This is a genomic window from Acinetobacter sp. PFS20 (assembly GCF_052261015.1).
GTDB lineage: Bacteria > Pseudomonadota > Gammaproteobacteria > Pseudomonadales > Moraxellaceae > Acinetobacter.
Window position 1 is genome coordinate 3,507,057 of record NZ_JBPVZE010000001.1, and the last position, 24,819, is coordinate 3,531,875.

24 protein-coding genes and 4 tRNA genes are annotated in these 24,819 nt (G+C 37.5%); 7 read left to right on the top strand and 21 right to left on the bottom strand.

The genetic code is table 11. The features are described 5' to 3' along the window. Window positions 1-77 precede the first annotated feature (77 nt). Window positions 78-698 (bottom strand): TetR/AcrR family transcriptional regulator, encoded by a 621-nt coding sequence (locus ACS125_RS16595; RefSeq protein ID WP_443273421.1) that lies wholly within the window; start codon window positions 696-698, stop codon window positions 78-80. A gap of 127 nt (window positions 699-825) precedes the next feature. Here ACS125_RS16595 and ACS125_RS16600 point away from each other — a divergent pair, with 127 nt between their 5' ends. From ACS125_RS16600 to ACS125_RS16610, 3 genes are all read left to right on the top strand, one after another. After that, entirely contained in the window at window positions 826-2,262 is a 1,437-nt protein-coding gene (locus tag ACS125_RS16600) for an efflux transporter outer membrane subunit (protein WP_443273423.1), read from the top strand. Window positions 2,263-2,313: 51 nt separating this feature from the next. Beyond that, window positions 2,314-3,675 (top strand): MATE family efflux transporter, encoded by a 1,362-nt coding sequence (locus tag ACS125_RS16605; RefSeq protein WP_443273425.1) that lies wholly within the window; start codon window positions 2,314-2,316, stop codon window positions 3,673-3,675. A 547-nt stretch (window positions 3,676-4,222) separates the two neighbouring features. Beyond that, window positions 4,223-4,564 (top strand): hypothetical protein, encoded by a 342-nt coding sequence (locus ACS125_RS16610; protein WP_443273427.1) that lies wholly within the window; start codon window positions 4,223-4,225, stop codon window positions 4,562-4,564. Here the strand turns inward: ACS125_RS16610 and ACS125_RS16615 are convergent. From ACS125_RS16615 to ACS125_RS16650, 8 genes are all read right to left on the bottom strand, one after another. Further along, window positions 4,539-5,009 (bottom strand): AnBLUF65 family BLUF photoreceptors, encoded by a 471-nt coding sequence (locus ACS125_RS16615; protein WP_174760069.1) that lies wholly within the window; start codon window positions 5,007-5,009, stop codon window positions 4,539-4,541. The two genes, ACS125_RS16610 and ACS125_RS16615, sit on opposite strands and share 26 nt — an antisense overlap. A gap of 283 nt (window positions 5,010-5,292) precedes the next feature. Beyond that, complete coding sequence (locus ACS125_RS16620) at window positions 5,293-5,502, bottom strand: cold-shock protein (protein ID WP_003650775.1); 210 nt, start codon at window positions 5,500-5,502, stop codon at window positions 5,293-5,295. Between the two features lie 458 nt (window positions 5,503-5,960). Then, a tRNA-Trp gene (locus ACS125_RS16625) sits at window positions 5,961-6,034 on the bottom strand. A gap of 68 nt (window positions 6,035-6,102) precedes the next feature. Continuing rightward, window positions 6,103-6,187 (bottom strand) — tRNA-Leu (locus ACS125_RS16630). Window positions 6,188-6,214: 27 nt separating this feature from the next. Next, window positions 6,215-6,288, bottom strand: a tRNA-Trp gene (locus ACS125_RS16635). A 53-nt stretch (window positions 6,289-6,341) separates the two neighbouring features. Next, window positions 6,342-6,426 (bottom strand) — tRNA-Leu (locus ACS125_RS16640). A gap of 102 nt (window positions 6,427-6,528) precedes the next feature. After that, on the bottom strand, window positions 6,529-7,335 hold the full coding sequence (locus ACS125_RS16645) for a protein kinase domain-containing protein (RefSeq protein ID WP_443273430.1): 807 nt from the start codon (window positions 7,333-7,335) through the stop codon (window positions 6,529-6,531). After that, a complete protein-coding gene (locus ACS125_RS16650; RefSeq protein WP_443273432.1) occupies window positions 7,322-8,830 on the bottom strand; it encodes a DUF3336 domain-containing protein in 1,509 nt (502 codons plus the stop codon). Before ACS125_RS16650 ends, ACS125_RS16645 begins: the two co-directional genes overlap by 14 nt. Before the next feature lie 178 nt (window positions 8,831-9,008). Between ACS125_RS16650 and ACS125_RS16655 the strand changes: the two genes are divergently transcribed. Together ACS125_RS16655 and ACS125_RS16660 are read left to right on the top strand one after the other, a co-directional pair. After that, window positions 9,009-9,890, top strand: coding sequence for an ATP-binding protein (locus ACS125_RS16655; RefSeq protein WP_151963191.1), 882 nt, complete (start codon window positions 9,009-9,011; stop codon window positions 9,888-9,890). A 108-nt stretch (window positions 9,891-9,998) separates the two neighbouring features. Next, window positions 9,999-11,102 (top strand): DUF6670 family protein, encoded by a 1,104-nt coding sequence (locus ACS125_RS16660; protein ID WP_443273434.1) that lies wholly within the window; start codon window positions 9,999-10,001, stop codon window positions 11,100-11,102. A gap of 2 nt (window positions 11,103-11,104) precedes the next feature. On the opposite strand, the gene tsaD is transcribed toward ACS125_RS16660, so the two are convergent. After that, window positions 11,105-12,115 (bottom strand): tRNA (adenosine(37)-N6)-threonylcarbamoyltransferase complex transferase subunit TsaD, encoded by a 1,011-nt coding sequence (gene tsaD / locus ACS125_RS16665; protein ID WP_005306952.1) that lies wholly within the window; start codon window positions 12,113-12,115, stop codon window positions 11,105-11,107. 145 nt (window positions 12,116-12,260) lie between these two features. Between tsaD and rpsU the strand changes: the two genes are divergently transcribed. After that, complete coding sequence (rpsU, locus tag ACS125_RS16670) at window positions 12,261-12,476, top strand: 30S ribosomal protein S21 (protein ID WP_001136722.1); 216 nt, start codon at window positions 12,261-12,263, stop codon at window positions 12,474-12,476. A gap of 25 nt (window positions 12,477-12,501) precedes the next feature. Further along, window positions 12,502-12,948, top strand: a complete 447-nt coding sequence (locus tag ACS125_RS16675; RefSeq protein ID WP_004791284.1) for a GatB/YqeY domain-containing protein — start codon at window positions 12,502-12,504, stop codon at window positions 12,946-12,948. Window positions 12,949-13,039: 91 nt separating this feature from the next. On the opposite strand, the gene ACS125_RS16680 is transcribed toward ACS125_RS16675, so the two are convergent. The 11 genes from ACS125_RS16680 to ACS125_RS16730 all read right to left on the bottom strand — a co-directional run bounded on the left by ACS125_RS16680 (window position 13,040) and on the right by ACS125_RS16730 (window position 24,788). After that, on the bottom strand, window positions 13,040-14,467 hold the full coding sequence (locus ACS125_RS16680) for a M48 family metalloprotease (protein ID WP_443274014.1): 1,428 nt from the start codon (window positions 14,465-14,467) through the stop codon (window positions 13,040-13,042). Window positions 14,468-14,609: 142 nt separating this feature from the next. After that, window positions 14,610-15,575: a 2-hydroxyacid dehydrogenase gene (locus ACS125_RS16685; RefSeq protein ID WP_144731705.1), complete on the bottom strand. Its 966-nt coding sequence runs from the start codon at window positions 15,573-15,575 to the stop codon at window positions 14,610-14,612. A gap of 11 nt (window positions 15,576-15,586) precedes the next feature. Beyond that, window positions 15,587-16,237, bottom strand: a complete 651-nt coding sequence (locus tag ACS125_RS16690) for a hypothetical protein (RefSeq protein ID WP_443273440.1) — start codon at window positions 16,235-16,237, stop codon at window positions 15,587-15,589. Between the two features lie 100 nt (window positions 16,238-16,337). Further along, window positions 16,338-18,227 carry a M48 family metalloprotease gene (locus tag ACS125_RS16695; RefSeq protein WP_005306963.1) on the bottom strand — a complete coding sequence of 630 codons (1,890 nt, stop codon included), beginning with the start codon at window positions 18,225-18,227 and terminating at the stop codon, window positions 16,338-16,340. 78 nt (window positions 18,228-18,305) lie between these two features. Continuing rightward, window positions 18,306-19,847: an amidophosphoribosyltransferase gene (gene purF / locus ACS125_RS16700; protein WP_443273442.1), complete on the bottom strand. Its 1,542-nt coding sequence runs from the start codon at window positions 19,845-19,847 to the stop codon at window positions 18,306-18,308. A gap of 25 nt (window positions 19,848-19,872) precedes the next feature. Beyond that, window positions 19,873-20,460 carry a CvpA family protein gene (locus ACS125_RS16705; protein ID WP_107882606.1) on the bottom strand — a complete coding sequence of 196 codons (588 nt, stop codon included), beginning with the start codon at window positions 20,458-20,460 and terminating at the stop codon, window positions 19,873-19,875. 6 nt (window positions 20,461-20,466) lie between these two features. Continuing rightward, entirely contained in the window at window positions 20,467-21,471 is a 1,005-nt protein-coding gene (locus ACS125_RS16710) for a quinone-dependent dihydroorotate dehydrogenase (protein ID WP_107882607.1), read from the bottom strand. A gap of 89 nt (window positions 21,472-21,560) precedes the next feature. Continuing rightward, on the bottom strand, window positions 21,561-22,040 hold the full coding sequence (gene gspM, locus ACS125_RS16715; protein WP_443273445.1) for a type II secretion system protein GspM: 480 nt from the start codon (window positions 22,038-22,040) through the stop codon (window positions 21,561-21,563). Beyond that, window positions 22,040-23,179 (bottom strand): type II secretion system protein GspL, encoded by a 1,140-nt coding sequence (gene gspL, locus ACS125_RS16720; RefSeq protein ID WP_443273447.1) that lies wholly within the window; start codon window positions 23,177-23,179, stop codon window positions 22,040-22,042. Before gspL ends, gspM begins: the two co-directional genes overlap by 1 nt. 23 nt (window positions 23,180-23,202) lie before the next feature. Continuing rightward, entirely contained in the window at window positions 23,203-23,658 is a 456-nt protein-coding gene (locus tag ACS125_RS16725) for a SixA phosphatase family protein (RefSeq protein WP_111854341.1), read from the bottom strand. Window positions 23,659-23,714: 56 nt separating this feature from the next. Then, window positions 23,715-24,788 carry an NAD(P)H-dependent glycerol-3-phosphate dehydrogenase gene (locus ACS125_RS16730; protein WP_443273449.1) on the bottom strand — a complete coding sequence of 358 codons (1,074 nt, stop codon included), beginning with the start codon at window positions 24,786-24,788 and terminating at the stop codon, window positions 23,715-23,717. Window positions 24,789-24,819 lie beyond the last annotated feature (31 nt).

A 24,819-nucleotide genomic window follows, 5' to 3' on the forward strand; every position in this document is an offset into this window, starting at 1 on the left:
TTGAGCCCCCCTTAAGAAATTAATCAGGAGACTCATTTTTAATCAAGTGACCAATTTAGTCAATAGTCACAAATCTATTATGGCGATAAACTTCTCAGTACAAGACTAGAAAGCAAGACTGGAGCATCGGTGTTATATGAAATACTATGTTGTAAAAGTAGTGGGTGTAGATAAGGTCTCATGACTAAATAAATAGCCTTAACTGCTTCATCAATTGGAGTTTTTCTTTCAAAATCACCTGATTGGCGACCTTCTTGAAGAATGTTCTGTACTACTTTAAGAATTCGATTTTCATAAGCGATTGTAGCATCCCATTTCTCAGAAGCAGCAGAAACGGCAATTTCATAGAGCTTGCGGTCTTGAGAAAATAAACGAAGGCTTGCTTCAACAATTACTTTAAATAACACTCTTAATTTTTCAGCTGGATATTCAGCTTCATTAATAGCTGTATTAACTTCATCTTCAATTTCACGCAAACAATTGGCACATATCATTTCGCCAATTGCCTGTTTAGATTCAAAAAATTTATAAATATAAGCTTTAGAGAAACCTATAGATTTTGCAAGATCAGAAACTGTAGTTTTCTCATACCCATATCGGCTGAAATGCTCTGTAGCGGCACTCAGGATTTGATCTCTTACATCATGATCTTCTGGTCCTCGCCTTGAAACAGGATAACTACTCTTTTCTTTACTCATATTTTCAATTTAAACCTTTATCTGAAAGTGGCAGTTTAACTCTTGCGAAATGATATTGACAACTAGTGACCAATTTGTATTATAGTCACAATTAAACTATTGTTCAAAATCTCGTCACGGGGGAAATATGTTATCTAGATCTATCGTTCTCCTACCCATCATCGTAAGTACTCTTACTTCGTGTACCGTAGGTCCTAATTATAAACGCCCTCATATATTTCTACCCGAGCAATACCTTGGCACACCCTTAAACTCATCAAATGACACTAGCAAAGCAGATATTGCCATATGGTGGCAAAGTTTTAACGATCCTCAACTTACTCGCTATGTCACATTAGCGTTAAAACAAAATCTTGATTTGACCCAAGCATATACTCGAGTGACTCAAGCTCAGGCAGGATTATCGGCAGCTAATGCCTCTTTACAACCAATAGGTACTGTTGGCGCACAAGCAGCTAAAGTTTACCAATCTGTTGAGACACCATTGGGGCAAGTTTTAAATTCAATGCCAGATTTTGACCGACATGGTAGTTCTTATGACGCAAATTTAAGTGCAACTTGGGAGTTAGATATTTTTGGAGGCCTTCGCAGAGATCGTGAAGCTGCTCTTGCAAATTATCAGTCTTCAAAAGCAGGAGCCTCAGCCATCCGTTTAATGGTTGCAGCTCAAACTGCCAATATCTATATTAATATTCGCGGCTTACAATCTCGACTAGATATTGCCCATCAACAATTACAAACCCAACAACAACTTCTTTCAACGATTAATCTTTTATACAGCAAAGGATTAGCTTCCGAATTTCAGGTCAAACAAGCCAAAGCAAATGTCGCTCAAGTTCAAGCTGTTGTTCCTGTTCTTGGAATGAATCTAGACATTGCTATGAATGCCCTCGACGTCATGCTTGGAACCGTACCGGGAACTCACCGAGCAGAACTAGCAGAAGTAAAACCAATTCCCGTTATTCCTCAGATTACAGAAACTGGAACACCTCGTGATCTTTTACGTAGACGACCAGATCTCATCATGGCTGAAAGACAACTGGCAGCTTCAAATGCACGCATTGGCAGTGCGATTGCAGAATATTACCCAAAGGTCTCTCTAGGCGGTTTGATAGGTAGTGCAACCACAGCAAGTGGAAACTTATTTTCAAGTGGTGCAAATCAAGCTGCTGGTTTATTAGGTTTGCGTTGGCGCTTATTTGATTTTGGTCGAATTAATGCAGAAATTCGCTTAGCTAAGGGACAAGAAGCCGAAAAGCTTGCAGCCTACCAATTAGCAGTCTTACATGCAGCGGAAGATGTAGAAAACTCATTATCAACTTTGTCCAAACAACAAGAACAGTTAATGGCTCTTCAAGATGGAGAAAATGCATTAAAGCATGCACAGAAAATCGCTTTAATCGCCTATCAAAAAGGGATTAACAGTCGAATAGAAGTATTACAAGCACATTCAAATGCTTTGCAATTTTCAGATAGAAAACTTCAAGCACAAACTGATTCAGCACTTGCAGCTGTCGCAGTTTACAAATCATTAGGTGGCGGCTGGCAACCTCAAAAGTTTTAAGACAACCCTATTGCAGTGGTAGGCACGTAATTCATAAAACGAGAATCTGTTATGCGAGAACAATCCGTACGCCAGTCTTTAGGTACACCCGATTTAAATCATGCCATCTTAAGCGGCCCAATTATCCAAGTAATGCTGAAACTGGCGTTACCAACCATAGCTGTTCTGCTCGTACAAACATTAATTGGATTACTAGAGACATATTTTGTCAGTTCTCTGGGAACTAATGTAATGGCGGGTGTAGCCGTTGTGTTCCCCATTCTTATGCTCATGCAAATGCTAGCAAATGGCGGATTTGGTGGAGGTTTAGCCTCAGCAATTGCTCGAGCTTCTGGAGCAGGTCAATCAGAAGATGTCCACTCCCTTGTCTGGCATGGTGTCATTCTTGCTGGCCTTTTGGGAGGAATTTTTAGTATTGTTATGCTCAGCGCTGCCCCCATGATCTACCACTTAATGGGGGTTACGGGCTTAGCTTTGAACGCCGCTCTAAAATATTCCAATATTATTTTTATTGGTTCACCTCTCATATGGGCTGTGGCCTTACTCTCAGCAGCTTTACGCGGTGCAGGTGATACAAAAACCCCAGCTCGCATAACACTTCTAGGTGGAGTGCTACTTTTACCTCTATCACCTATTTTCATTTTTGGCTGGGGATTCATTCCTTCATTTGGCGTAGCCGGAGCTGGACTCGCTGTATTAAGTTATTATATTTTTGCCATCATATGCTTAATTAAGCACATGCGAACAACGCATAGTATTATCAAATTATCGATCAAACCCATCAATTTTAAGTTGTTCAAAGATATTCTTGGTATTGGTTCACTATCCGCTATTGGAATAATTCAACTCAATTTAACTGTTGTCCTCATAACTACCTTAGTTGGTCAATTTGGATCTGATGCAATTGCTGGGTACGGTATTGCGTCTCGATTAGACTACATACAAGTTCCACTTATGTTCGGTATCGGTTCAGCAATTATGACCATGGTTGGTATTAATTATGGAGCTGGACAATTTCAAAGAGCACGCCGCATAACATGGATCGGGGTTTTCATTACGTTTCTTATTACTGGTTCAATAGGACTTTTCTTTAGTATTTTTCCCTCCATTTGGCTTGGTTTTTTTAGTCATGATCCATCTGTTCTTCAGACTGGAACAAATTACTTGCAGCATGTTGCACCTTTTTATGGTGCGATAGGTATTGGTATGGCACTTTATTTTGCCGGCCAAGGTTCAAAACGATTATTAGGTCCTCTTTTAGCAGGTACGATCAGAATGATCATTGCTGCTGTTATTGGAAGTATCTCTGTCTTATATTTTAATGCAAGTTTATCAATCTTCTTTCAAATTATTGGAGTCAGTGCTTTGATATTTGGTTTAGTAGCCTGCTTGGCAAATTTTATACATAGATGAAATCGTATTCAGTTTAAAAGAGGATTATTGGATCTTCTTAATTATTAGTTTTTCATATTAATAATTACTTGTTTTTATAATTTCTTAAAATAACTTTTACTGAATATTCATTTAATAACTTAATGACTTTTATTTTTAGAAACATACCTCCCTCACAACACATGTTGCTTTTTGTTATTTATGTAAAGCTTATCTTAACAATAAAATACAATAACTATATGTTAAATATAATTTTTTCAACAATATTGCTTTGTAAATTTCGTCTATTTTTTATACAAATGTAGGCAATTTCTCACAATTATGTAAGTTGAAACGTACAACATAAACAATTGTTTTTCCTATAATTAATTTCAGTACATATAAGCACTCTTTACTATTAAATAGAAAGCTGAGTATTAATGAAGAGATCTGGAGAAACGGCAACGTTATCTTTATTAATATAAATACTCTTAATAATAGAAAAAGAATCTCAAAAAATTAATATGTACTATCTTTCCTCTGGAAACAGAGGAAAGATCTTTTTTAATCATCAGATAGGGTATAGAGAATGTTTATTGCAAAAAATATATTTGTATATTTACTATCAATGTTAGCTTTATGCTTAATGATTATTTTCTTTAACTACCTTGGAATGAACGAGACGATTAATCTTCTGCTCTCTTCAGCACTTTTTGGAATATTTATTACTTGGTATTTCAAAGGTAGCGGACTATGTCTCGCCTTATTTAGCTTTTTTTACTGGGCAATGTTTGTAATTAGTCAAAGTCTAGAGGTAATATGGATGCTCGCAAGTTCAGTCATTGTCTATCTAGTGATGACCAAAATGATTCCTAAATTCAAGACCATCCATTTCGGCGTTATAGCTAAAAAGGGTTCACCCCACGCTTAACCATACCTACTTTTTTAACCACATTAACTTTGCTTTGTTCAGCACTTAATAATTCATTTAAGAAAATTTTTAAATTTTTCTCATCAAGACAAATGGGATTAAAACTAGTTTCTCCCATATTTAAAAAGAAAGATTCAATATTTGTATTACGCTGTACATATTTCATTGACCAACGCTGAAAAAAGTTCTTCTCGATGGAATATGTACACAACCATTTAACATTGTAGTGTCTTTGATCATCTTTAATTTTTTCAAATAATCGCTCCACTAACTCCTGTTCGCCTTCTAAACATTGAAAAAAAGCATTATCAGCATAATAGAGCACACCACAAATTTGATTCAAATCATTAAAATTTCTAGCTTCTGTTAAAATATCACGTAAATCTTGCAATAAATCTTCATTTTTTTCGTTTCGTTGACTGGCATAACACAGGCGAACGTTCATTAACAATTCCGTGAAATATAAAATTTCTTTATCTAAAGATTTTTCAATCTAACATATATTTCTTCCTGATAATTGATATTTCATCCCTACACTTAATATCTATTCCAAACAAACCACCGGTAAGAGAATAACGAAAGTTATCAGACTTACAAATGATTAGATATAAAACAAAAAAAGCCCTCTAGTGAGAGGGCTTTTATAGCCTGTAAAAGAACAATAAAATTTCTTTTATAAGACTAAAATAAAAAAAGCACTAAATAGTGCTTTTTTTCTTACTGAAATATTATTGTGGAATAATATTTACAGCATTTGGGCCTTTTTGACCTTGAGTAACAGTAAACGTTACACGTTGACCTTCGTGCAAAGTTTTAAAACCTGAACCAGAGATCTCTTTGAAGTGTGCAAACACGTCTGGACCATTGTCTTGTTGAATGAAACCGAAACCTTTAGTTTCGTTAAACCATTTTACTGTACCGCTTACTGTATTAGACATGATATATCCTACTGATTTCTAATATTTTAGTATCATTTAATAATGACACTAACATAACTTTGAAAAAAGAATAACAAATTGAGTTAAGATCTTAAAAAACGAAGGATTATGACTAAAACTACGATACTTTAAAGAAGATTTACTAACAAGACTTTTTTCTAGTTAAGAACATGATACATGAAATAAATTTCTATTCAAGCTTTTTATGAGAAAAATTTTATAAATTATAATAAAAAACCCAAAAACAATAACTTAATAGTGCCACTAAAAACTTAGCATATTCCCTACCGAACCAATACCTTACATCCAATTAGATAAAATGTTGAAGAATAGAAAGATCAGCGCTTAGGACGCATGAGATGACTGAATAGAAATATAAAAAAGACTTTAAATAATTTGAATTTTAGAAATTCAGGCAATAAAAAAACTCCTAAACAGGAGCTTCATTTTTAAATCATTGGCAGAGGATCAAGGACTCGAACCTTGACGAACGGTTTTGGAGACCGTCATGCTACCATTACACCAATCCTCTATATTTATGATTAAACAACTAATGATTTAATCATAAAAAAAGCAAGAACATCGTCTTGCTTCTTTTAATGGTGGGGGCGAAGAGACTCGAACTCTTACACCTTGCGGCGCTGGAACCTAAATCCAGTGCGTCTACCAATTTCGCCACGCCCCCATCTGGGACATTTATTTAAAATAAATGTGGCAGAGGATCAAGGACTCGAACCTTGACGAACGGTTTTGGAGACCGTCATGCTACCATTACACCAATCCTCTTCCAAAACATAGATGACTTAACATCTACATTAACTTTAAGTTTTAACTTAAAGTGGTGGGGGCGAAGAGACTCGAACTCTTACACCTTGCGGCGCTGGAACCTAAATCCAGTGCGTCTACCAATTTCGCCACGCCCCCGATGGCTGTGTATATTAGCGATAAGATCTAACAGTGACAAGTGTTTTTTTTCTAAAAAAAACTGACCGTGTAAATTGTATACAGATACTAGATCAATGATTTTTATAAGTTTGAATGGGCTTTTAAACAATTCATCGCTTCAAACACGTTTGCAAACCTATTTTTTTGTTGTTTTTGCAATAAACCCGAAAGTAATGGATAAAAACTCATAAGTTGTGTCGGTAATTGAATGGTTAAATTTTGGCAATGCAATACTGCCCAATCATAGTAACTTCCTGCTTCTAAGCGAGTTTGAGTTAACCATTCATATAGAACGATACCAAATGCGTATAAATCGCTTTGTATATCCTTAAAATCGCCTCTAAACAGCTCTGGAGCCATATATCGTGGTGTAGCATCCATTCTTAAATCTGAGCTCGATATAAGTCGGGCTTTCTCAAAATCAATCAAATAAGCATTTTGCTCAAACTTTCGAAAATGTTCTTTCTTAATATCTCCATGAATCCAACCAAGTTCGTGGAGTTCAGCGAGCTTATCTAGTGCGGACCAAATCGCATGATATACATCAGTTAAATCCGTTTCATGAGACAATGAACCAAACCACAAATCAGTATTGGGTAAAATTAAAACCCTACCTAAAGAATGGTTTAATTGAGAAATAGCACTAACTTCAATTAAGTTATGAGGTAAAAGCCACGCAGGTTTCTTATGAGTAATTTCTTCGTAAAACAATTGCTCATGAATGAAATCTTGCTCACTTTGAACATCTGTTTCAGGTAAATGATATTTTAACCAATAGTCTTTATTATCTATGCTGCATGTCCATAGATACCGCCCTAAAGCGGCACTCACAGGTTTTGTCACACTTTTTAAGCCTTGTATATGCGAAGCAAAATCATGCTTCAGCATAGTAAGAGTCTGGCTGTTGTTGCTTTTCTTCAAAACGTAAAACTTCTAAACAATGTTGAATCGTCTTGCCAATACGAGCATGGGTCTCAATCGAAGAAATTTTTGGCCAAGTCGCACGTTCCCCTTCTCGCTGTAAGCGTTTAAACAAATGTGGACGTGGGTTTTGCAAAGTATAGGTATAGTGACTCAAGCCATATTTAGCAATGATATTCACATCGCCATAATAACGCTGCCCCATTACACCATAGCCATGATCAAGTAATCGTCTAATCGGAGAAATAGAACCAAGTCTTTGACGTGTAAAGTCCATAAGTCCCATGGATAATACTTTACCTTGACGTCTTAAAATCCGTTCAGGCCAACTTAAAACGTCTTTACGAAAGCGGTCTGCATCATTTTGCATAAATGGAACAATATGTGGGTTCACCTGACTGGCGATGGTGTAATTTAAATTATAAAGCCGTGCCATTCTTTCTTGTGGAAAATCATTTCTTACACTGCCATCTACCCATTTTGTGTTTGCCATGTAAGGCGTGTGTTCACCGTCATATCGTTTGCTAGTTAGACGTACGGGTGGAAATAATACAGGTACAGCACAAGAAGCCAACACTGCGCTCCACACTAAAACATTAGGCGTCATAATGGCATTCATGATGCGCGGGTTTTCTGTTGCATCATACGGTGCAACTGCCACATTAATGTTTAAACCAGATTTTTTGAAAGCCTCTTCAAATGTGAGATCCCCCAGATTTTCAACAAGGAATTTTTTCAAATAGTGCACATCGGCAATTCCACCATTTCCTTTAATGAGTTCACGAAGTTTTCTAAAATGAAAAGCATCACTAAAGAATTGTTCTCCATTTAATAAATTTTGAACATCTTCACTGGCTGAAGTTCCGAGCATGCCCGTCATAATTGCCCCAGCACTTGAGCCAGACAACACTTTAGGCATTAAATCTTGTTCAATTAAAGCCTTACATACCCCAGTATGAAAAAGACCTAAAGTTGCTCCACCTGAGAACATAAGGGCTGGTTGGCCATATGCTTTTTCACAATTTTCAAAAAACTCAATTTTTTCTTTTCTTTGGAAAGTAATACATTCACTTGAAGCAATATAGGCCAAGCTTTGGCTCACCTCTTCAATATAATCTTCAATTAACTTTTTCGTTCCCACATGAGTTGCAGCAAACAACATAGGATGGCCAATATTTGCAATATCGTAGGTTAGACCTTCTTTGAGTAAATAAATAAGATCTAGCGTTCGATGTTGCTGGCGATATCTTTTGAGTAAGGTATACCGATAAGAAATGAGCTCGGCATCGAAGTAAGGTGAACTATTATCAAATTTCCACTCTTGCACTCCTGTTTCTTCATCTAGTTTTAATGCAAAAGACTTCCATTCTTCATAAGATTCAGCCATGTCTAATTGACGTTGTAATTTTTTGATACGGTAAGCCTGATGTGGATTCATATCACTTCGTAATTTTTCAAACATATTTCGTCCTCATCTTCACAGATGATTTTACTAAATAGACATGACAACACTATGCTCGGTCTGAACATTTCAATCAATTGCAAAACCGATAAAGTGTATAGGCAATAAGTTTTTTGTCAGCCTGTTAATTTCGGTGTTAGTATCCTAGTAAATTACTGTTTAACATGATTGATTAACCATGGCTACCATTGATTTACCAGAGAATTTAGTTCAAACATTATCACTTGTATTAAATCAGCTACAGCAGGTCTTACCTGAACCTCGAGAAGAGACAGATTTTACTGCACCTGCTTTTAGATGGGAAAATCAACAACTTAAAGCCATCCACACACCGAAAAATATTTATCTTGATGACTTAAAAGGCATTGAACGTCAGAAAGAAAAAATCATTCAAAATACTTTGCAATTTTTAAATGGCTTACCAGCCAATGATGTGCTTTTAACAGGCTCGCGTGGTACAGGAAAGTCATCTATTGTGCGTGCTTTATTGACTGAGTATGCCCCGCAAGGATTACGTTTAATTGAAATTGAGCGTGATGACTTAGCAGATTTACCTAAAATTCAGAAACTCATTCAAAACCGACCTGAAAAATACATCGTGTATTGTGATGACTTAGCGTTTAATGCTGAAGATGAAAATTACCGTAGTTTAAAAAGTGTATTGGATGGTTCATTACAGTCTGGTTCAAGTAATTTTATTATTTATGCAACCAGTAACCGTCGTCATTTGTTACCAGAATTTATGCATGAGAATACGCCTGTAACCAAGGTCGATGTACCACAATATACTGAGTTACACCCACAAGAAGCGATTGAAGAAAAGATCTCTTTATCAGATCGTTTTGGCTTGTGGTTATCTTTTTACCCTATGGACCAGAATTTATATTTAGAAATCGTGGAGCATTACATTCATAAAGCAAACATGGTTTTTAATGATGAAGTTCGTGCTGAAAGTTTACGTTGGTGTCAAATGCGTGGTCAACGTTCAGGACGTGCTGCATATCAGTTTTCTAAGCACTGGATTGGTTTAAATGGCTTAAAAGAACTGTCTAACAATTAAACAAAATGTCCCGCAAAGCCTTAGCTTTGGCCTGAAAACCGCTTAGTTTTGATAGTTGTTTTTCATAACCTAAAACAAAGATAGTCCTATCCTCATTTAGGTTTATATATGAAAAAACAATTGCCCAAAATTTCTATAGGCAGCAAAGTTTTAGGTCAAAGCTTATTGCTCGCGCAAAGTGTTATAGATAAAGCAGAAAAATACTCAACTCTTCCTTTTTCTCAGTCTCATATTATCCAGCCCCGAGTCGATGGAAAATATTATAGCTGGACTCATTACGGTATCTTTTTCCCACTTTTGCCCGAGCCGCATCGCTATTTAAATATTATGATTTTATTAGGCACACCTGGTGCTCTTGCATTTGATCATGATGACATAATTTATGGAAATCCTCGAAAAACTGCGACTTTCTTTTCAAGTACAGCCGCAGTAGAAAAAGCTTTGCTTAAGGCTTATATCATTCCTGAAGATACAAAAATTAATGAAGATGGAAGCTTAATCGAACTAGGTCAAGAAATCTCAATTCAAGGAAAATTCCCAAAAATTCACATTAATGGACATTATGAGGGGCTTGATTTCGACTTTGACATTGATGTTACCTCCCATGTTTCATGGTTTATAAAAACACCGATTTATGATCATTTTAGCTTGTTGGCAAAGTTTAAAGGTTTCCTAACCTATCAAGCAGAACGTATTGAAAGTGAGGGACTCTGCACTTATGAATATGCTCGAGCAGTTGGAGCTCATTCCATCGCAGATAAACTTATTCCTGAAGCCTATAAACTGCCGCTTGATTTTTTTACTTATCAAATTATCAATTTAAATGAGACCACTCAACTTCTTCTTACCAAAGCAGATATTGCCGGTCAGACAGCAGCTTATTCTTTGCATATTAGATATCTTGATCGACCCGCAGAAGTTTATATAGATGTCAGTTTTGATATTATTTCTCACCAAGTTGATGATTACATCTCACCAACTGGGCAAAAGATGCGACTTCCTAAATTCTTTTCGTGGATTGCTCGAAATGAAGCTAAACAAATTATTTTAAATATTCAGGCAGAAATTGACTGCCCACTCCGCTACGGTCATGGGCGAGGTTATGCCAGTGGCTATATATTCACTGGCAATTATTTCGGTAAAGAAGTTCAAGGCCGTGGGTATATCGAATATATAGATATTGAAAACCAACAGGCCTTTGAAGACGAATAGTTTTACTCAGGAATAGACAATTCAGTCATTGGCCAACGTGGTGTTGTGGTTACAGCCAAACCATCATGTTGGCCTGCTTTTAAGCGTTGATAGCCTGCAAAAGCAATCATTGCCCCATTATCAGTACAAAGAGCAGGTTCTGCGTAATAAACTTGTGCCTTAATTTTAGCTAATGAAGTTTCCAACTGTTCACGTAGTCGTAAATTTGCACTTACTCCACCCGCAATAACTAAACGCTTAAGTCCAGTTTGCTTTAAGGCTTTTACTGATTTTTTTACCAAGGTATCTACAATTGCTTCTTGGAATGAAGCTGCAATGTCTGCGTCTCGGTTTTCGCCATTCAACTTTTTCAATTGCACAGAAACAGCTGTTTTTAAACCACTAAAAGAAAAATCTAGACCTTGGTGAAGCATTGGTCGTGGAAATTCAAACGCTAATGGATTACCACTTAAAGCCAATTTCGCAATATTAGGGCCACCTGGGTATGGCAAACTCATCATTTTTGCAACTTTATCAAAGGCTTCCCCAGCTGCATCATCAATAGATTCACCTAAAAGCTCATATTGACCAATACCGTGAGCTGCCATTAATTGTGTATGCCCACCTGAAACCAATAAAGCAACAAATGGAAATTCGGGCGGTTGACTTGAGAGTAAAGGTGCCAACATGTGCCCCTCCATATGGTGAACACCAATGGCAGGTTTATTTAAAGAAAAAGCTAAAGTTCTTCCAAATAAAGCCCCTGTCATTAAGGCTCCCATTAAGCCGGGACCACGCGTATAAGCAACCGCATCAATCTCTTGTTTTGTTACACCACTTTGCTCAAGCAATTGATTCATTAAAGGAATTAATTTTCGAACATGGTCACGAGAAGCAAGTTCAGGTACTACCCCACCATATTCGGCATGAAGTTTAATCTGGCTATAAAGAACCTGTCCCCGCAAGCCGAGTTCGCTATCATAAAGTGCCAACCCTGTTTCATCACAAGAAGTTTCCAAGCCTAAAACAATCATCAAAACTGCCTTTTATATGAGTCAAAATATTGCAATCGCTATTATAGACTTGTGATATGAGTTGTAAATGAGTAAAATACTGACCTTCACTTGTGATCCGGCACAATAGTGTGCTTGATCTTATCCATAATCTAGAGGATTTTACATGCCACAAGTTAAGTTGAAAGAAGGCGAACCAGTTGACGTAGCTATCCGTCGTTTCAAACGTTCATGCGAAAAAGCTGGTGTTTTAGCTGACGTTCGTAAACGTGAATTCTACGAAAAACCAACTCAAGAACGTAAGCGCAAAAAAGCTGCTGCAGTTAAACGCTACCAAAAGAAATTGGCTCGCGAATCTGTACGTACTACTCGCCTTTACTAATTAATTTGTGATTGACTGCTGAATTATGACTACTTTAAAAAACCAAATTACTGATGCATTAAAAACTTCTATGCGTGCCAAAGATATGGCAACAGTGACGGTTTTGCGTAGTCTACAAGCAGCAATTAAGCAAATCGAAGTCGATGAGCGCATAGAGCTTGGCGACGCTCAGGTTCTTGCGGTCATTGAAAAGCAAATTAAACAACGTAAAGAATCGATCAAAGCCTTTGAAGGTGCTGGTCGTGATGATTTAGCTAGTAAAGAACAAGCCGAAGCTGAGATTTTATCTCAGTTTCTACCAGAAGCTATGACTGAGGAAGAGCTTGATTCTCTCATTGAGCAAACGATTTCTGCTCAAGAAGCAACTAGCATGAAAGATATGGGTAAGGTGATGAATTCTCTACGTCCGATCATAGCCGGGCGTGCCGATCCTTCTGTAGTTTCAGCAAAAATTAAAGCTAAATTAGCTTAATCTCTTCTCTTAAAATTTTATATTCTCTCAAACCAAAGTTCCTTTTAGTTTGGGCGTGTTTATATAATTGAATTTTTTGAAAGATATATTTTCAAATTTTCATTCTTCGCTCATCTTGCATTTGTTTCAATCTACTGTCTATTCTAGCTGACATTGCTTGATTGTCTTTTGCTAATCGCTGAGCATGCAACATCGATTTAATTGCATTCTCTTCACTCCCCGACCAATATTCAGCTTCTGCTCGATAGCGTAAAACATTGACTGCTCTCAATGGTCCTGTCTTGTCCAAATTAGCAGCCTGCTGCAAAAATTGCCAACCTTGGATATCTCTTGGGTTTTTATTGATAAACCGTTGAACAAGAGTTTGAACCTGTGAAAATTTTCCTTGGCGCAGCAACACTTCAGCCAACTTATAACTAAAAGCCCTATTTTCAGGCATAGTCATTTGTGTAGAAGCAATTGAAGTATAGGCTTGATCTAACTTGTTTTGCCCCAGATAAATATCGGTCTGCAAGAGTGTAACAAGAGGTTTTCCACTAGATTTGACTTGTTCTAAAGTAGACTGCGCTTGTACATAATCACCTTGTTTTACATAAAAAGCTGCCAAAGCAATAAGACCCGCAATATTTTTTTGTGAGGCTAAACTCTGTAGTTGGTTTTCGGTAGCCTGATTTGAAACTACCATTGTGTACCATTTTAAAATTTCAAAATCAGCATCATATATGCGATTTTTGACTTTAGGCATCTGGTTCGCACGAAGTCGGGCCTCACTCATGCGCTCAGTCGTTAATGGATGGGTCAGCCAGAAATCTGGTAAAAAACTTACCCGACTAGTCGCACGATGCATTGTTTCAAAATAGTCTGCCATACTTTGCGGGTTATAACCCGCTGCATACATATATTGCATACCAATACGGTCAGCTTCACGCTCCTGATTTCGACTGTATGTTAACTGGCTATCCATTAATGCAGCCTGCGTTCCCAACATCACTGCTGCTCCTGCATCTCCACCACCCTGTGCAGCTATGGCCACACCAGCTAAAAGCCCAGCTAAACTTAATAACGTTTGTCCCTTAAAGGCTTCCTCTGAACGACTAAAATGTCTTTGTGATACGTGTGCAATTTCATGCGCCATCACCCCAGCAATTTCATCAATATTGCGAGCTGAAGCAATAAGTCCTGTATTAAGCGCAAATAGACCGCCCGGAACAGCAAATGCATTGATTTGTGGATCTTTAATAACAACTAGACCAATAGGCTGACCAAGTTGAGTCTCACTCAAAATACTTGAAAATACTTGAAAAAATTGGTCTTCGAGCCAGATATCTTGGATAACAGGCATTTGTTTATGAACTTCACGGAAAACTTTTTCACCAATAAATTTTTCTTTTTGTTGATCAAGCAAACCTATTCCACTTCCGATATTCGGAATTTCCACCTGATTCGCAGATGGCTGAGGGTCGAAAGACTGTGCATACGAAGCATTTGCTATAAAAGTCGCACTTAAAAGAACTGGCAAAAATCTCAAAAGTTTTTCTCTATTAAAATTAAACCATAAAAAAAGACTATTGATGTAAACCATAAAAATTGGTTTTCAATCAATAGACTTTTACTATATCACTCGAAATCGACTAGTTTTGCAATGAAGTGTTATTAATCACTTATATAAAGTTTTGGTTTACCAGATATCTAGGTGTTTTATCCTCTAAAGCTTCAACCAAATTTCTATAAGCCAGGTTTGCCATTTTTTTACGGGTTTCAGCAGTAGCCGATCCCACATGAGGCAAAGTCACTACATTCGGCAATTTAAAAAGCCCCGAATCTTGTAAAGGCTCTTTTTCATACACATCTAAACCTGCAGCAAAGATCTGATTTTGCTGTAAAGCTTCAATTAAAGCTTGCTCATCAACCACTGAACCACGAGCAATATTAATAAAAATAGCGTGTTTTTGCATAAGCTCAAACTGAGCTTTGCCCATTAAGGCTTTCGATTCATTATTTAAATCGACTGCAGTTACTACAAAATCAGACTGCTGTAGCAATTGATCCAGACCAAGATATTCTGCATTTAATGGTTCAGCCAATTCAGGCTTTTCACGACGATTATGGTAAACAATATTCATGTTAAATCCATAAAAACCACGACGTGCAATTGCAGCACCAATATTGCCAAGTCCAATGATACCTAATGTCTTTCCAAAAACATCTAAACCAAACTGCTGAGGCCCTACTGTTCTTTTCCATTCACCTTGTTTAGTCCAATGATCAAGGAAAGGTACTTTTCTAGCAGCACTTAGTAATAATGTAAAAGCAAGATCAGCTGTTGTTTCAGTTAAAACATGGGGTGTATTCGCTAACCAGATTTTTCTTTGGTTTAAATAAGCCACATCATAATTGTCATAGCCCACTGTTACAGATGAAATAATTTTTAGTTTTTGGGCAGGTGCAAGGTTATTTTCATTCAGTACCCGTCCTGCACCAATCATCCCATCAGCATCGACAACGTGTTGTCGTATTTGTTCATTAATATCACCCAATTTTGGGTTAAGAACCACAACATGATAATCCTGTTGTAATCGAGACAAAATTTCTTCATCAATTTGGCTAAAAACTACAACTTTTTTCATGTAAATCCCTACTACTCGTTGTTATCTTGCATTAATTTCCATAACCTTTTTTTAAGGAGTGGTTTCTCCAGCATTTCTTTTAAACTTGCCAAATGGATAATATTGGCATGTTGAATATAAGAACATTCACCAAGACATAATATCTTTTTATCCGCTGCAACAGCATCTAAAAAGCCTTGTATATATGAACCAGCGCCCCGCTGATCTTGATACGCAGCTAAAGGAAAAGGCCATTTTAGTTCAGCATACTGCCCTATTTTCGCTTTTTGTATGTTATTCCAGAGCTGTTTTTCTTCTTCAGCTAAATTAGTAACATCTAAAAAAATAACACATTTTTCAAGAGAAAAAGCCTGCAACTCAAATGATGCAATTTTAATGGCAGGTGCTTGCACTTCATTACGAGATTCTATAATGGGTTGAGCCTGTATTGAAACTGGCGCCACAATTTCAGGTTCAATTTTTGGAATATCGTTAATTTTTGGCTTTGCTGGCTGCTGCTCAAGAACTGTGGGTTCTACAGAGGGTAGTATGATCGGTTCTGGTTCTTCTACGACATGATCCCGCCAAAGGCTTTGAGCATTATTTTTTTGGCACACCTGTGTCTTAGGAATCCATACATCAATCCCCAAAGCCGCCAATATATTTCTTTGCTGCCCAATCATGTTTGAATCAATACCTCTACTTAAGCTACATTCTAACGGGCTTGAGTTTTTTTTTCAGTGTTTTATTTCGTTCAGCTGTTTTTATAATCGTAGATGTCTTTTAAATAATCATAACACTATTTCTTTTTTGCATTTGCTCAACAATTTCTTCTGTCTCAAAGCCAAATCGCCAATAAAGTAATTCAAGTACATCTAGTTCGTCTTGTGTGATAATACGATCACTCCACAAGCACATTTCTGCAATCGCAAGAATACTAAGACGGTCACGCAATAATAAACCTGCAATGTCATTTAAAATTTCAGCCAAATCTAAAGGCTCGTCTGAAATCTCATCATAGACATACATTTCATCTGGATTAAGTAGCGAACGCAAAATACGTTCACGTACTTCTAACTGATTTGGACTATTAATTTGCTGGACATGAAGCAAGGCATCAATTAAACGAACAATTTGAGGTTTTACTTCTTCAAATGCTGTTGGCAAATGTAACGGCATTAAATTCAACTCATATTTAACCCGTTCCAGCAAAAGCGCATCTAACAGACCAATCTCGCCATCTTCTTGAATAATAAGCGCTAGTTTTGTTAGAAATTGTCGCGCAATGCTTGCCGGCATATGCCCAATGTTTTTACAAGCATCATGAAATATCTGAATATGGATACGCCCATCAAGATTTAATAAGGCATCAATAATGGCATGACTAACTGGCGCATCTTTTGGGATAAATTCTCGATATTGGCGAATCATCAAAATAGCGACCATTACCTCACGTGAACCCGTAGCAGTTTGTAGTGCGCGCTGAATTAGCTCAGGACGCTTTTTATTACGACGTACATCACTACTAAGAGGCTTAATGGCATCATTTAATGCAAAACTAATGGGTGACAACCTTAATAAAGGCAAAGGTTGTGGAGATGACCAAGGAACATAAATTTCTTTTTCAGACTCTTCTAAAAAATGAAATAAACTAAATAACGGACGATTGCGAAGCTTTTTTAAATTTTCTAATTGTAAATCTTGTAGCAAAGTCGGATTTAACTCGTAAATACGTTCACGAATACTTGGGTGAATATTCATCCAACTTTGCGGACTCAGTGAGTTAGCAAAACACATATGCGCGATTGATTCAGAATAGGCACTATGAATTTGTGAGCCAGAATGGTGAACATAAATACGCAACAAAGTCTGAGTATTAGCACTATTTTTTAATAATCGTACCGTTTTTTGATCATTACGAAATGTGCGTCCACTCAAAGTTAAATATTTAATGAATCGGGTAATTAGTACACCTAGGCTTCCAGCTAGCCAAATAACACCACCCACTGCAACAAATACAGTTTCAAATTTATGTTTATAACCTGGGCTGTAGCGTTTAAAGCCTTGTTTTGCTAATTTACTGCCCCACTGACTAAATGTCGTTAATCCACTATATAAAATCTTTAATTTAGTATTTTCAACAGCTTCACCTGATAAAATCTGATTAAACTCATGGCCCAACAAACCATATAGTTCAAGTTTATCCAGATTTTGCAAAGCTCCCCATGTCAAAATGATCACAATATCTTTAGGGTGAAAACCTGCCGTAAGCGCATTTACACCTACTTCATCAGGTAAAACATATAAGGTTGGAACTTTAAGTGAAAAATTTTGCGCCAAATATTCAGTAATTTTTAATGCTTCAAGCTCTTCTGGCGTACTTTCTTCTTTTACTAAACGACGCGCTTTCAGTTGTTTTGCTAAAGAATGTCCACCTTTACGCAAGATATAAAGCTCAGTAACTACCGACCAAACCATAATAAAAAGTAATAGCGCGACGAAATAAGGGCTTAAGGTATGCCACCAGATGGGCTGGCTATAATCAAAAAAATGGACGAGTAAACCTAAAATTAAATTTAAGATAAAAATAGTAAGCAGCACAGCAACCAAACACATAGTGATGGACCATGCCATATTCTTATTTTCGATTAGATAGTGGCTTACTTCTTTCAATGTAAATATTCCCAATTACATTGTTAGTTTTCATCATAAAAGAAAAAAGCGGGAAACACCCGCTTTTTTCAGCTATTTCTATTCTTCTTTAATGCCTGTTAAATCTACAGAAGCAGCGTCAACATTCACATCAATGTAGCCATCTTTTTTCTTTTTAGCAGAATCATTACGCTTCTGCTCCAAATTATTTAGATAAGCACCATCAATATCGCCTGTTACATAAACGCCATCAAATACAGAGCAATCAAACTCAGTTAGATCAGGTACCTTGCTAGTACGTACAGCATTTTTCAAGTCTTCCAATTCTTGGAAAACCAAACGATCAGCACCAATAATTTCCTGGATCTCTTCTACACTGCGTTCTGAAGCAATAAGCTCAGCTTTAGCAGGCATATCAATACCATAAACGTTTGGATACATCACTTTTGGTGCTGCTGACGCAAAGTATACTTTTTTTGCACCAGAATCACGTGCCATCTGGATAATTTCGTTACAGGTTGTACCACGTACAATTGAGTCATCAACCAGTAAAACATTCTTACCTTTAAACTCAAGTTCTACAGGGTTTAATTTCTGGCGTACTGATTTTTTTCGTTGTTGCTGACCTGGCATAATGAAGGTACGACCGATATAACGGTTTTTCATAAAACCTTCACGAAACTTCACACCTAGAATATTTGCAAGCTCTAATGCTGAAGTACGGCTCGTATCTGGAATTGGAATAACCACATCAATATCATGGTCCTCACCCCAGTCACGTAAAATTTTATGGGCAAGTTTTTCACCCATTTTTAAACGAGCTTTATAAACTGAAATTCCATCAATAATGGCATCAGGACGTGCAAAATAAACATATTCAAAAATACATGGACGGTATTTTGGATTAGCTGCACATTGTCTTGAGAACAATTCACCATCTGAATTGATGAAAATTGCTTCACCCGGTTCAATATCACGCTCAATTTTGAAACCAAGTGCTGTAATAGCAACTGATTCAGAGGCGATGATGTATTCCATCTCGCCTTTTTCAGTCATACGTGAACCATAAATCAGTGGGCGGATACCGTTTGGATCGCGGAAACCAACCAAACCATGACCAGTAATCATTGCCACTACGCCATATGCACCTAGACAGCGCTCGTGTACACGAGAAACTGAGTGAAAGATATCATCTGGTGTAGGATTTAAAGTACCGTTCTTCTGCAACTCATGTGCGAATACGTTCAAAAGAACTTCTGAGTCAGAGTCCGTATTCATATGACGTAAATCTGTTTTAAACAGATCATCATGAATATCTTCGGCATTGGTTAAGTTACCATTATGTGCAAGCGTAATACCGTAAGGTGAGTTCACATAAAATGGTTGTGCTTCAGCACTGCTAGCAGAACCAGCAGTTGGGTAACGTACATGGCCAATACCATAATTACCAAGTAATGCTCTCATATGACGAGTATGAAAAACATCACGCACCATACCGTTATCCTTACGAAGGAAAAGACGGCCTTCATGGCAGGTTACTATTCCAGCTGCATCTTGCCCACGATGTTGCAACATCGTTAAAGCATCAAACAACATTTGGTTCACTGGCGATTTACCGGCTATACCAACAACTCCACACATAGCAACCTCGCAGACAAGCTAGGAATTAATAAAAAGGATTCTTTGTCGAATGGTCGGATCGGTTTTCTAAATCTTCCGATTCGTCCATTGGTTTTGAAGGGGTGCTTGATGCACTACCTCCAGATGTTATTTGATGAAATGCCTCACTTGCAGCATCTTTAGACAATTCGGTCGCTAAAGGTGCATAAGGCAGTAAAAATTGTATAAGTACGGACTGTTTCCAATTTGGTGAACTTTCAACCCAAGGCCCAACGCCTTGCATTGTAATCAACACAACCAACAAGCCCTTTAAGGAACCAAAAGCACCACCTGCTAAACGATTTAATGGCCCCAATTTCAGACTTTTCAAGAGGCCATTTAAAAATGCAGTGACGATCCATGTTAAAACAATGATCATCAGTGCTATAAATGCAAAAGCTGCAATTTTTTGAACAACCGGATCATGACTCAAACCAGACATGGACGGCGCAAGAAGGACAGCATATTTTGCACCCATAATTAATGCAATGATCCATCCTACCAAGTTCGCAAAGGCTTTGATAAATCCTTGTCGCAAACCGTTTAGCCCCCCAATGAGCAAAAGTATCAGAATAATGATATCAATTGTGTTCATATTCACTTAAGTCATGGCTGCAACACATTGTTTTACTAATATAGGACCGGTGTAAATCAATCCGCTATAGATTTGTACTAATGTTGCTCCAGCTTGCTGTTTGACTGCTGCTTGTTCACCCGACAAAATTCCCCCCACGCCAATCAACGGGATTTGTCCTTTTAACGTTTGGGCAAATAAACGTAAGCATTCGGTACTTTTTTCAAAAACAGGCGCACCTGATAATCCACCCGATTCGTTACCATTAGGAAGATTTTCTACACCATCTCTAGATAAAGTCGTATTGGTAACGATTAAACCATCAATCTTAAATTGCAATAATTGTGCTGCAATAAACTCAACATCTTCAACTGTTAAATCAGGTGCAACTTTTAAAACTAAAGGAACATAATGGTTATATTGCTCGGCAAGCTCAAGTTGTCTTTCTTTTAATGTTTGCAATAATTCAGTTAATGCGTCGCCACTTTGTAAACTTCTTAAGTTCTTAGTATTTGGAGATGAGATATTAACAGTAATATAAGAGGCGTAGTTATAAACTTTCTCAAGACAAATCAGGTAATCATCAACAGCCTTTTCTACAGGCGTATCTGCATTCTTACCAATGTTAATGCCTAGAATTCCTTTAAATTTTGAAGCTTTGACATTCTCAACAAGCTTATCAACACCATCATTATTAAAACCCATGCGGTTAATAATGGCTTTAGCTTCAGGAATACGGAACAATCGCGGTTGTGGATTACCCGACTGAGGACGTGGTGTAATTGTTCCAATTTCAATAAAACCGAAACCAAGTCCGGCTAAAGAATCAATATGTGCACCATTCTTATCAAGTCCAGCCGCCAAACCTACTGGATTTGGAAATTCAATTCCCATACAGGTTGTTGGTTTTGACTCTACGCTCTGGCGTAGCAGGCCGAACTTATGTGCTTTATCAAGCATAGATAATGTTAATTCATGGGCACGCTCTGGTGCTAAACTAAACAACATCGGGCGAGCAAGTGAATATAACATACCAATCACAATCTACTGATTTTAGGTAGGCATATTATAGGCACAGGCAGCACAAAACACCATGCTTAAGAACACCATATTTTAATATGTTATTGAACCGTCGCTGTTAATTTAATCTGTCCGTCACTTGAAACCATTTCCATTTTTTGAATACTTAAGCCCATTTGTGCAAGCTGGGTTAAAAAGTTCGCTAAAATTGCATAATTCTGATGAGTAACAACAATTTGTAACTGCTCACCATTTTGTTGAGAAGTGACCGTTAAGCCTTGTTGCTGAGCTACACGTTGTATTTTTTCCGATTGACCCAACTCAAGTTCATTTGCGGGTTTCATGGTAACCGCATTGCTCTGCATCCATACCATCAAATCTTTTAAATCATTTAACCGTTGTTGTTGTTGCTCTGCCAAAGAATGCATTTTCCAAAGTGAAGCTCCGACAATAGCCACGACTACAAAGATTGTAGTAAAGACCACCATAATACGTTCACGTACAGTTAAGCGATCTAAATATTGAACGATCTGTTCAACCCACTGATCAAAGTGGTTTTGCAATTGAGTTATCATTTTCATTATTGTATTTTCACCACCCCGATTGCCCCACCACCATCGGCTTGAACATTACCGAGCTCTGCTTTGAATCCCTGCTGGTTAAGTTGCTGAGTTAAAGCTTGCAAATCATCTGCCGACTTTGCTTTTAATGCCATTGTTAATATTGACGCATCATAATTTAACTGCTGAGCTAAAATTTGTCTTTGCATTAAAATAGGCCCAACACGACTCAATAAAGAAAGTGCTTGTGTATCACCTTGCTTACTCATGCGTAAATGACTTTCAAATTGGCTTTTTATGTTCTGCTCATTCACACGACTAGAAGAACCAAACCAATATTTATATTGCTCTATCGTCTGCTCAGCGGTTTGATTAGCCACATTTTTTAACTTTACCCAGCGCAACAAGTCATAGCTAAACTGAACCAATATAATTGCTAAAATAACAGCCGCACATGCTTTCCAATAACCCGAAACCGTTTGCTCTTGCCCTTTAGCTTTAGGTAGAACATTAAAAGGATGCTGTTTAGGTTTATCTAAAGCCTGAAATTGATAAATAAATTCTGAACGCTGCTCAGCACTTGAGGCTGCCATCAAGCTTTCTAATTGTTCTGATGTCAAACCACTATATTGATAATGTGTTTCAACCGGCTGGAACTCTAAAAACAATCCTAAATCATCTAGCGAATTACCGACCCATTTACTTTCACGCACAAGTAATTTCTGATCAATATTACATAAGACTACTTGCTGATCTTGAGGTTCCGGTAAAATTAAAAAGTCTGGCAATAAAGCAACGAGCTTAATAGGCAGCAAAGCCATTGCATGTTGCCATGTTTCTACTGTTGTTTTTGCTACTCCCAATACGGTCAATTGATCAGCATGAAAATGATGAACCACTTTCATATGATCAATCGGCAAAGTCACAAATTCTTCAAGCAAATATTTAACACCATCTGCCCCGAGTTGCTTGTAATGAGACTTTGCCATGTGCTGCTGGAGTACCTGAGCATGGCGACTAGGGAAAAAGATGACAGCTTCTTTTCCTTGATGTAGTTGCAGATCTTGTATTAATTGATCAAGACTTGCTGCCTGCAACCAGTTTTCTCCGTTAGACCAATGCCATATTCCATTGGTTTCAGGCATCCATAAATACAGCATAATGGGCTAAATGACCTTTTTAATTATATTGTGGGTACAAAACTATTTTTTTGTGTTGATAAACCAGTAGCAATCACAGCCTGATCATAAATTCGAGCTTCGGCAAGTGCAAATGGATTAAAGTTTTCATGAGTCAGTAGTTCAGCAATATGCCCTACTACATTCATATGACACACGACTACAATTGACTCATACGGAACCTGAGACAACCACTCAACCGCTTCTTTCGCATTATCGTCTGGTTTAATTTTATCGCATAACAGCACGGGAACATCTTTAAAGTAAGTTTGAATATGCGCTAATGTTTCTTGAGCACGCAATAATGGACTCACTATAAAAATGTCAGGCTTAACAATATCTTTTAAAAATGTTGCTGTCTGTTCAGCTTGAGCATGCCCACGAGCAGTAAGTGGACGTTTAGTATCATTACCATTTACTGGAGGAGCAGCTTCCCCATGACGAACTAATGTCAGTTGCATAAATATTCCTTGTTAATAATTCTTGCATTATAACCGTAATTTATGACATTTCTTCTTCAGACTTCATGATGAGGTAAAACAAACTCAACATCACTACGGTGCCCATTTTTCATAAGAGATAAGGCAATATTTAAAGGAGGCGCCCCCTCAAAGATAACTTCATATAAAGCGTTGGTAATTGGCATATATACGTCTAGTTCTTCTGCTTTACCGCGTACCTGAACAATTGTATTAATTCCTTCAGCAGTTTGCCCCAATTCTTTACTCGCTTGGTCAAGTGTTTTACCTGAACCCAAAGCATAACCAATTTGATAATTACGGCTTAATGGACTATTACAGGTTGCAAATAAGTCACCAACGCCAGATAAACCTAAGAACGTTAATGGGTTTGCACCCTGTTTAACTGCAAAACGGCTCATCTCGGCCAAAGCACGCGTTAAAATCATACTCTTGGTGTTTTCACCAATTTTGTAAGCTGCACCAATTCCCATTGCAACGGCATAAATATTTTTAAGTGCTCCACCCAGTTCAACACCATGCACATCATCACTACCAAAAACTCGGAATAACGCACTATGCAGAGCATGCTGTACAGCATAACGAACAAGTTCAGAATCACTGGCAATAACGGTACCAGATGGCATTCCCGCCATAATCTCTTTAGCGAGGTTTGGTCCAGACAATACCCCATAAGGAACTTCTGGCAATTCTTCGCGAATAATATCGCTCATGAAGCTAAAAGTTTTAGCCTCGACCCCCTTGGTTAGAGAGACAATCGCTTGTGCAGTAATAAAAGGAGCAATTTGTTTTAAGACATCACGAAATGAATGGCTAGGAATGGCCACTAAAATAATATCTCGATCACATACTGCTTGTTCAAGGTCAGACACAGCACGTAATGAGGGCTCTAAAACAAAGTCTGGCAAATAACGTTTATTAATATGGGTTTTATTGATTTCTTCAGCTGTATCAGCATCACGAATCCAGATCATGGTGTCACAGCCATTACGTGCAGCTAAATTTGCCATAGCCGTACCAAAACTGCCTCCACCTAAAACAGTAATACGTAATGCTGTTTTTTTATCGACCGCAACAGGTTCCACTAAATCTGTAAACTTAAATTCAGTCATGCTTTATTATCCTATTTCTTACTTCTACAGA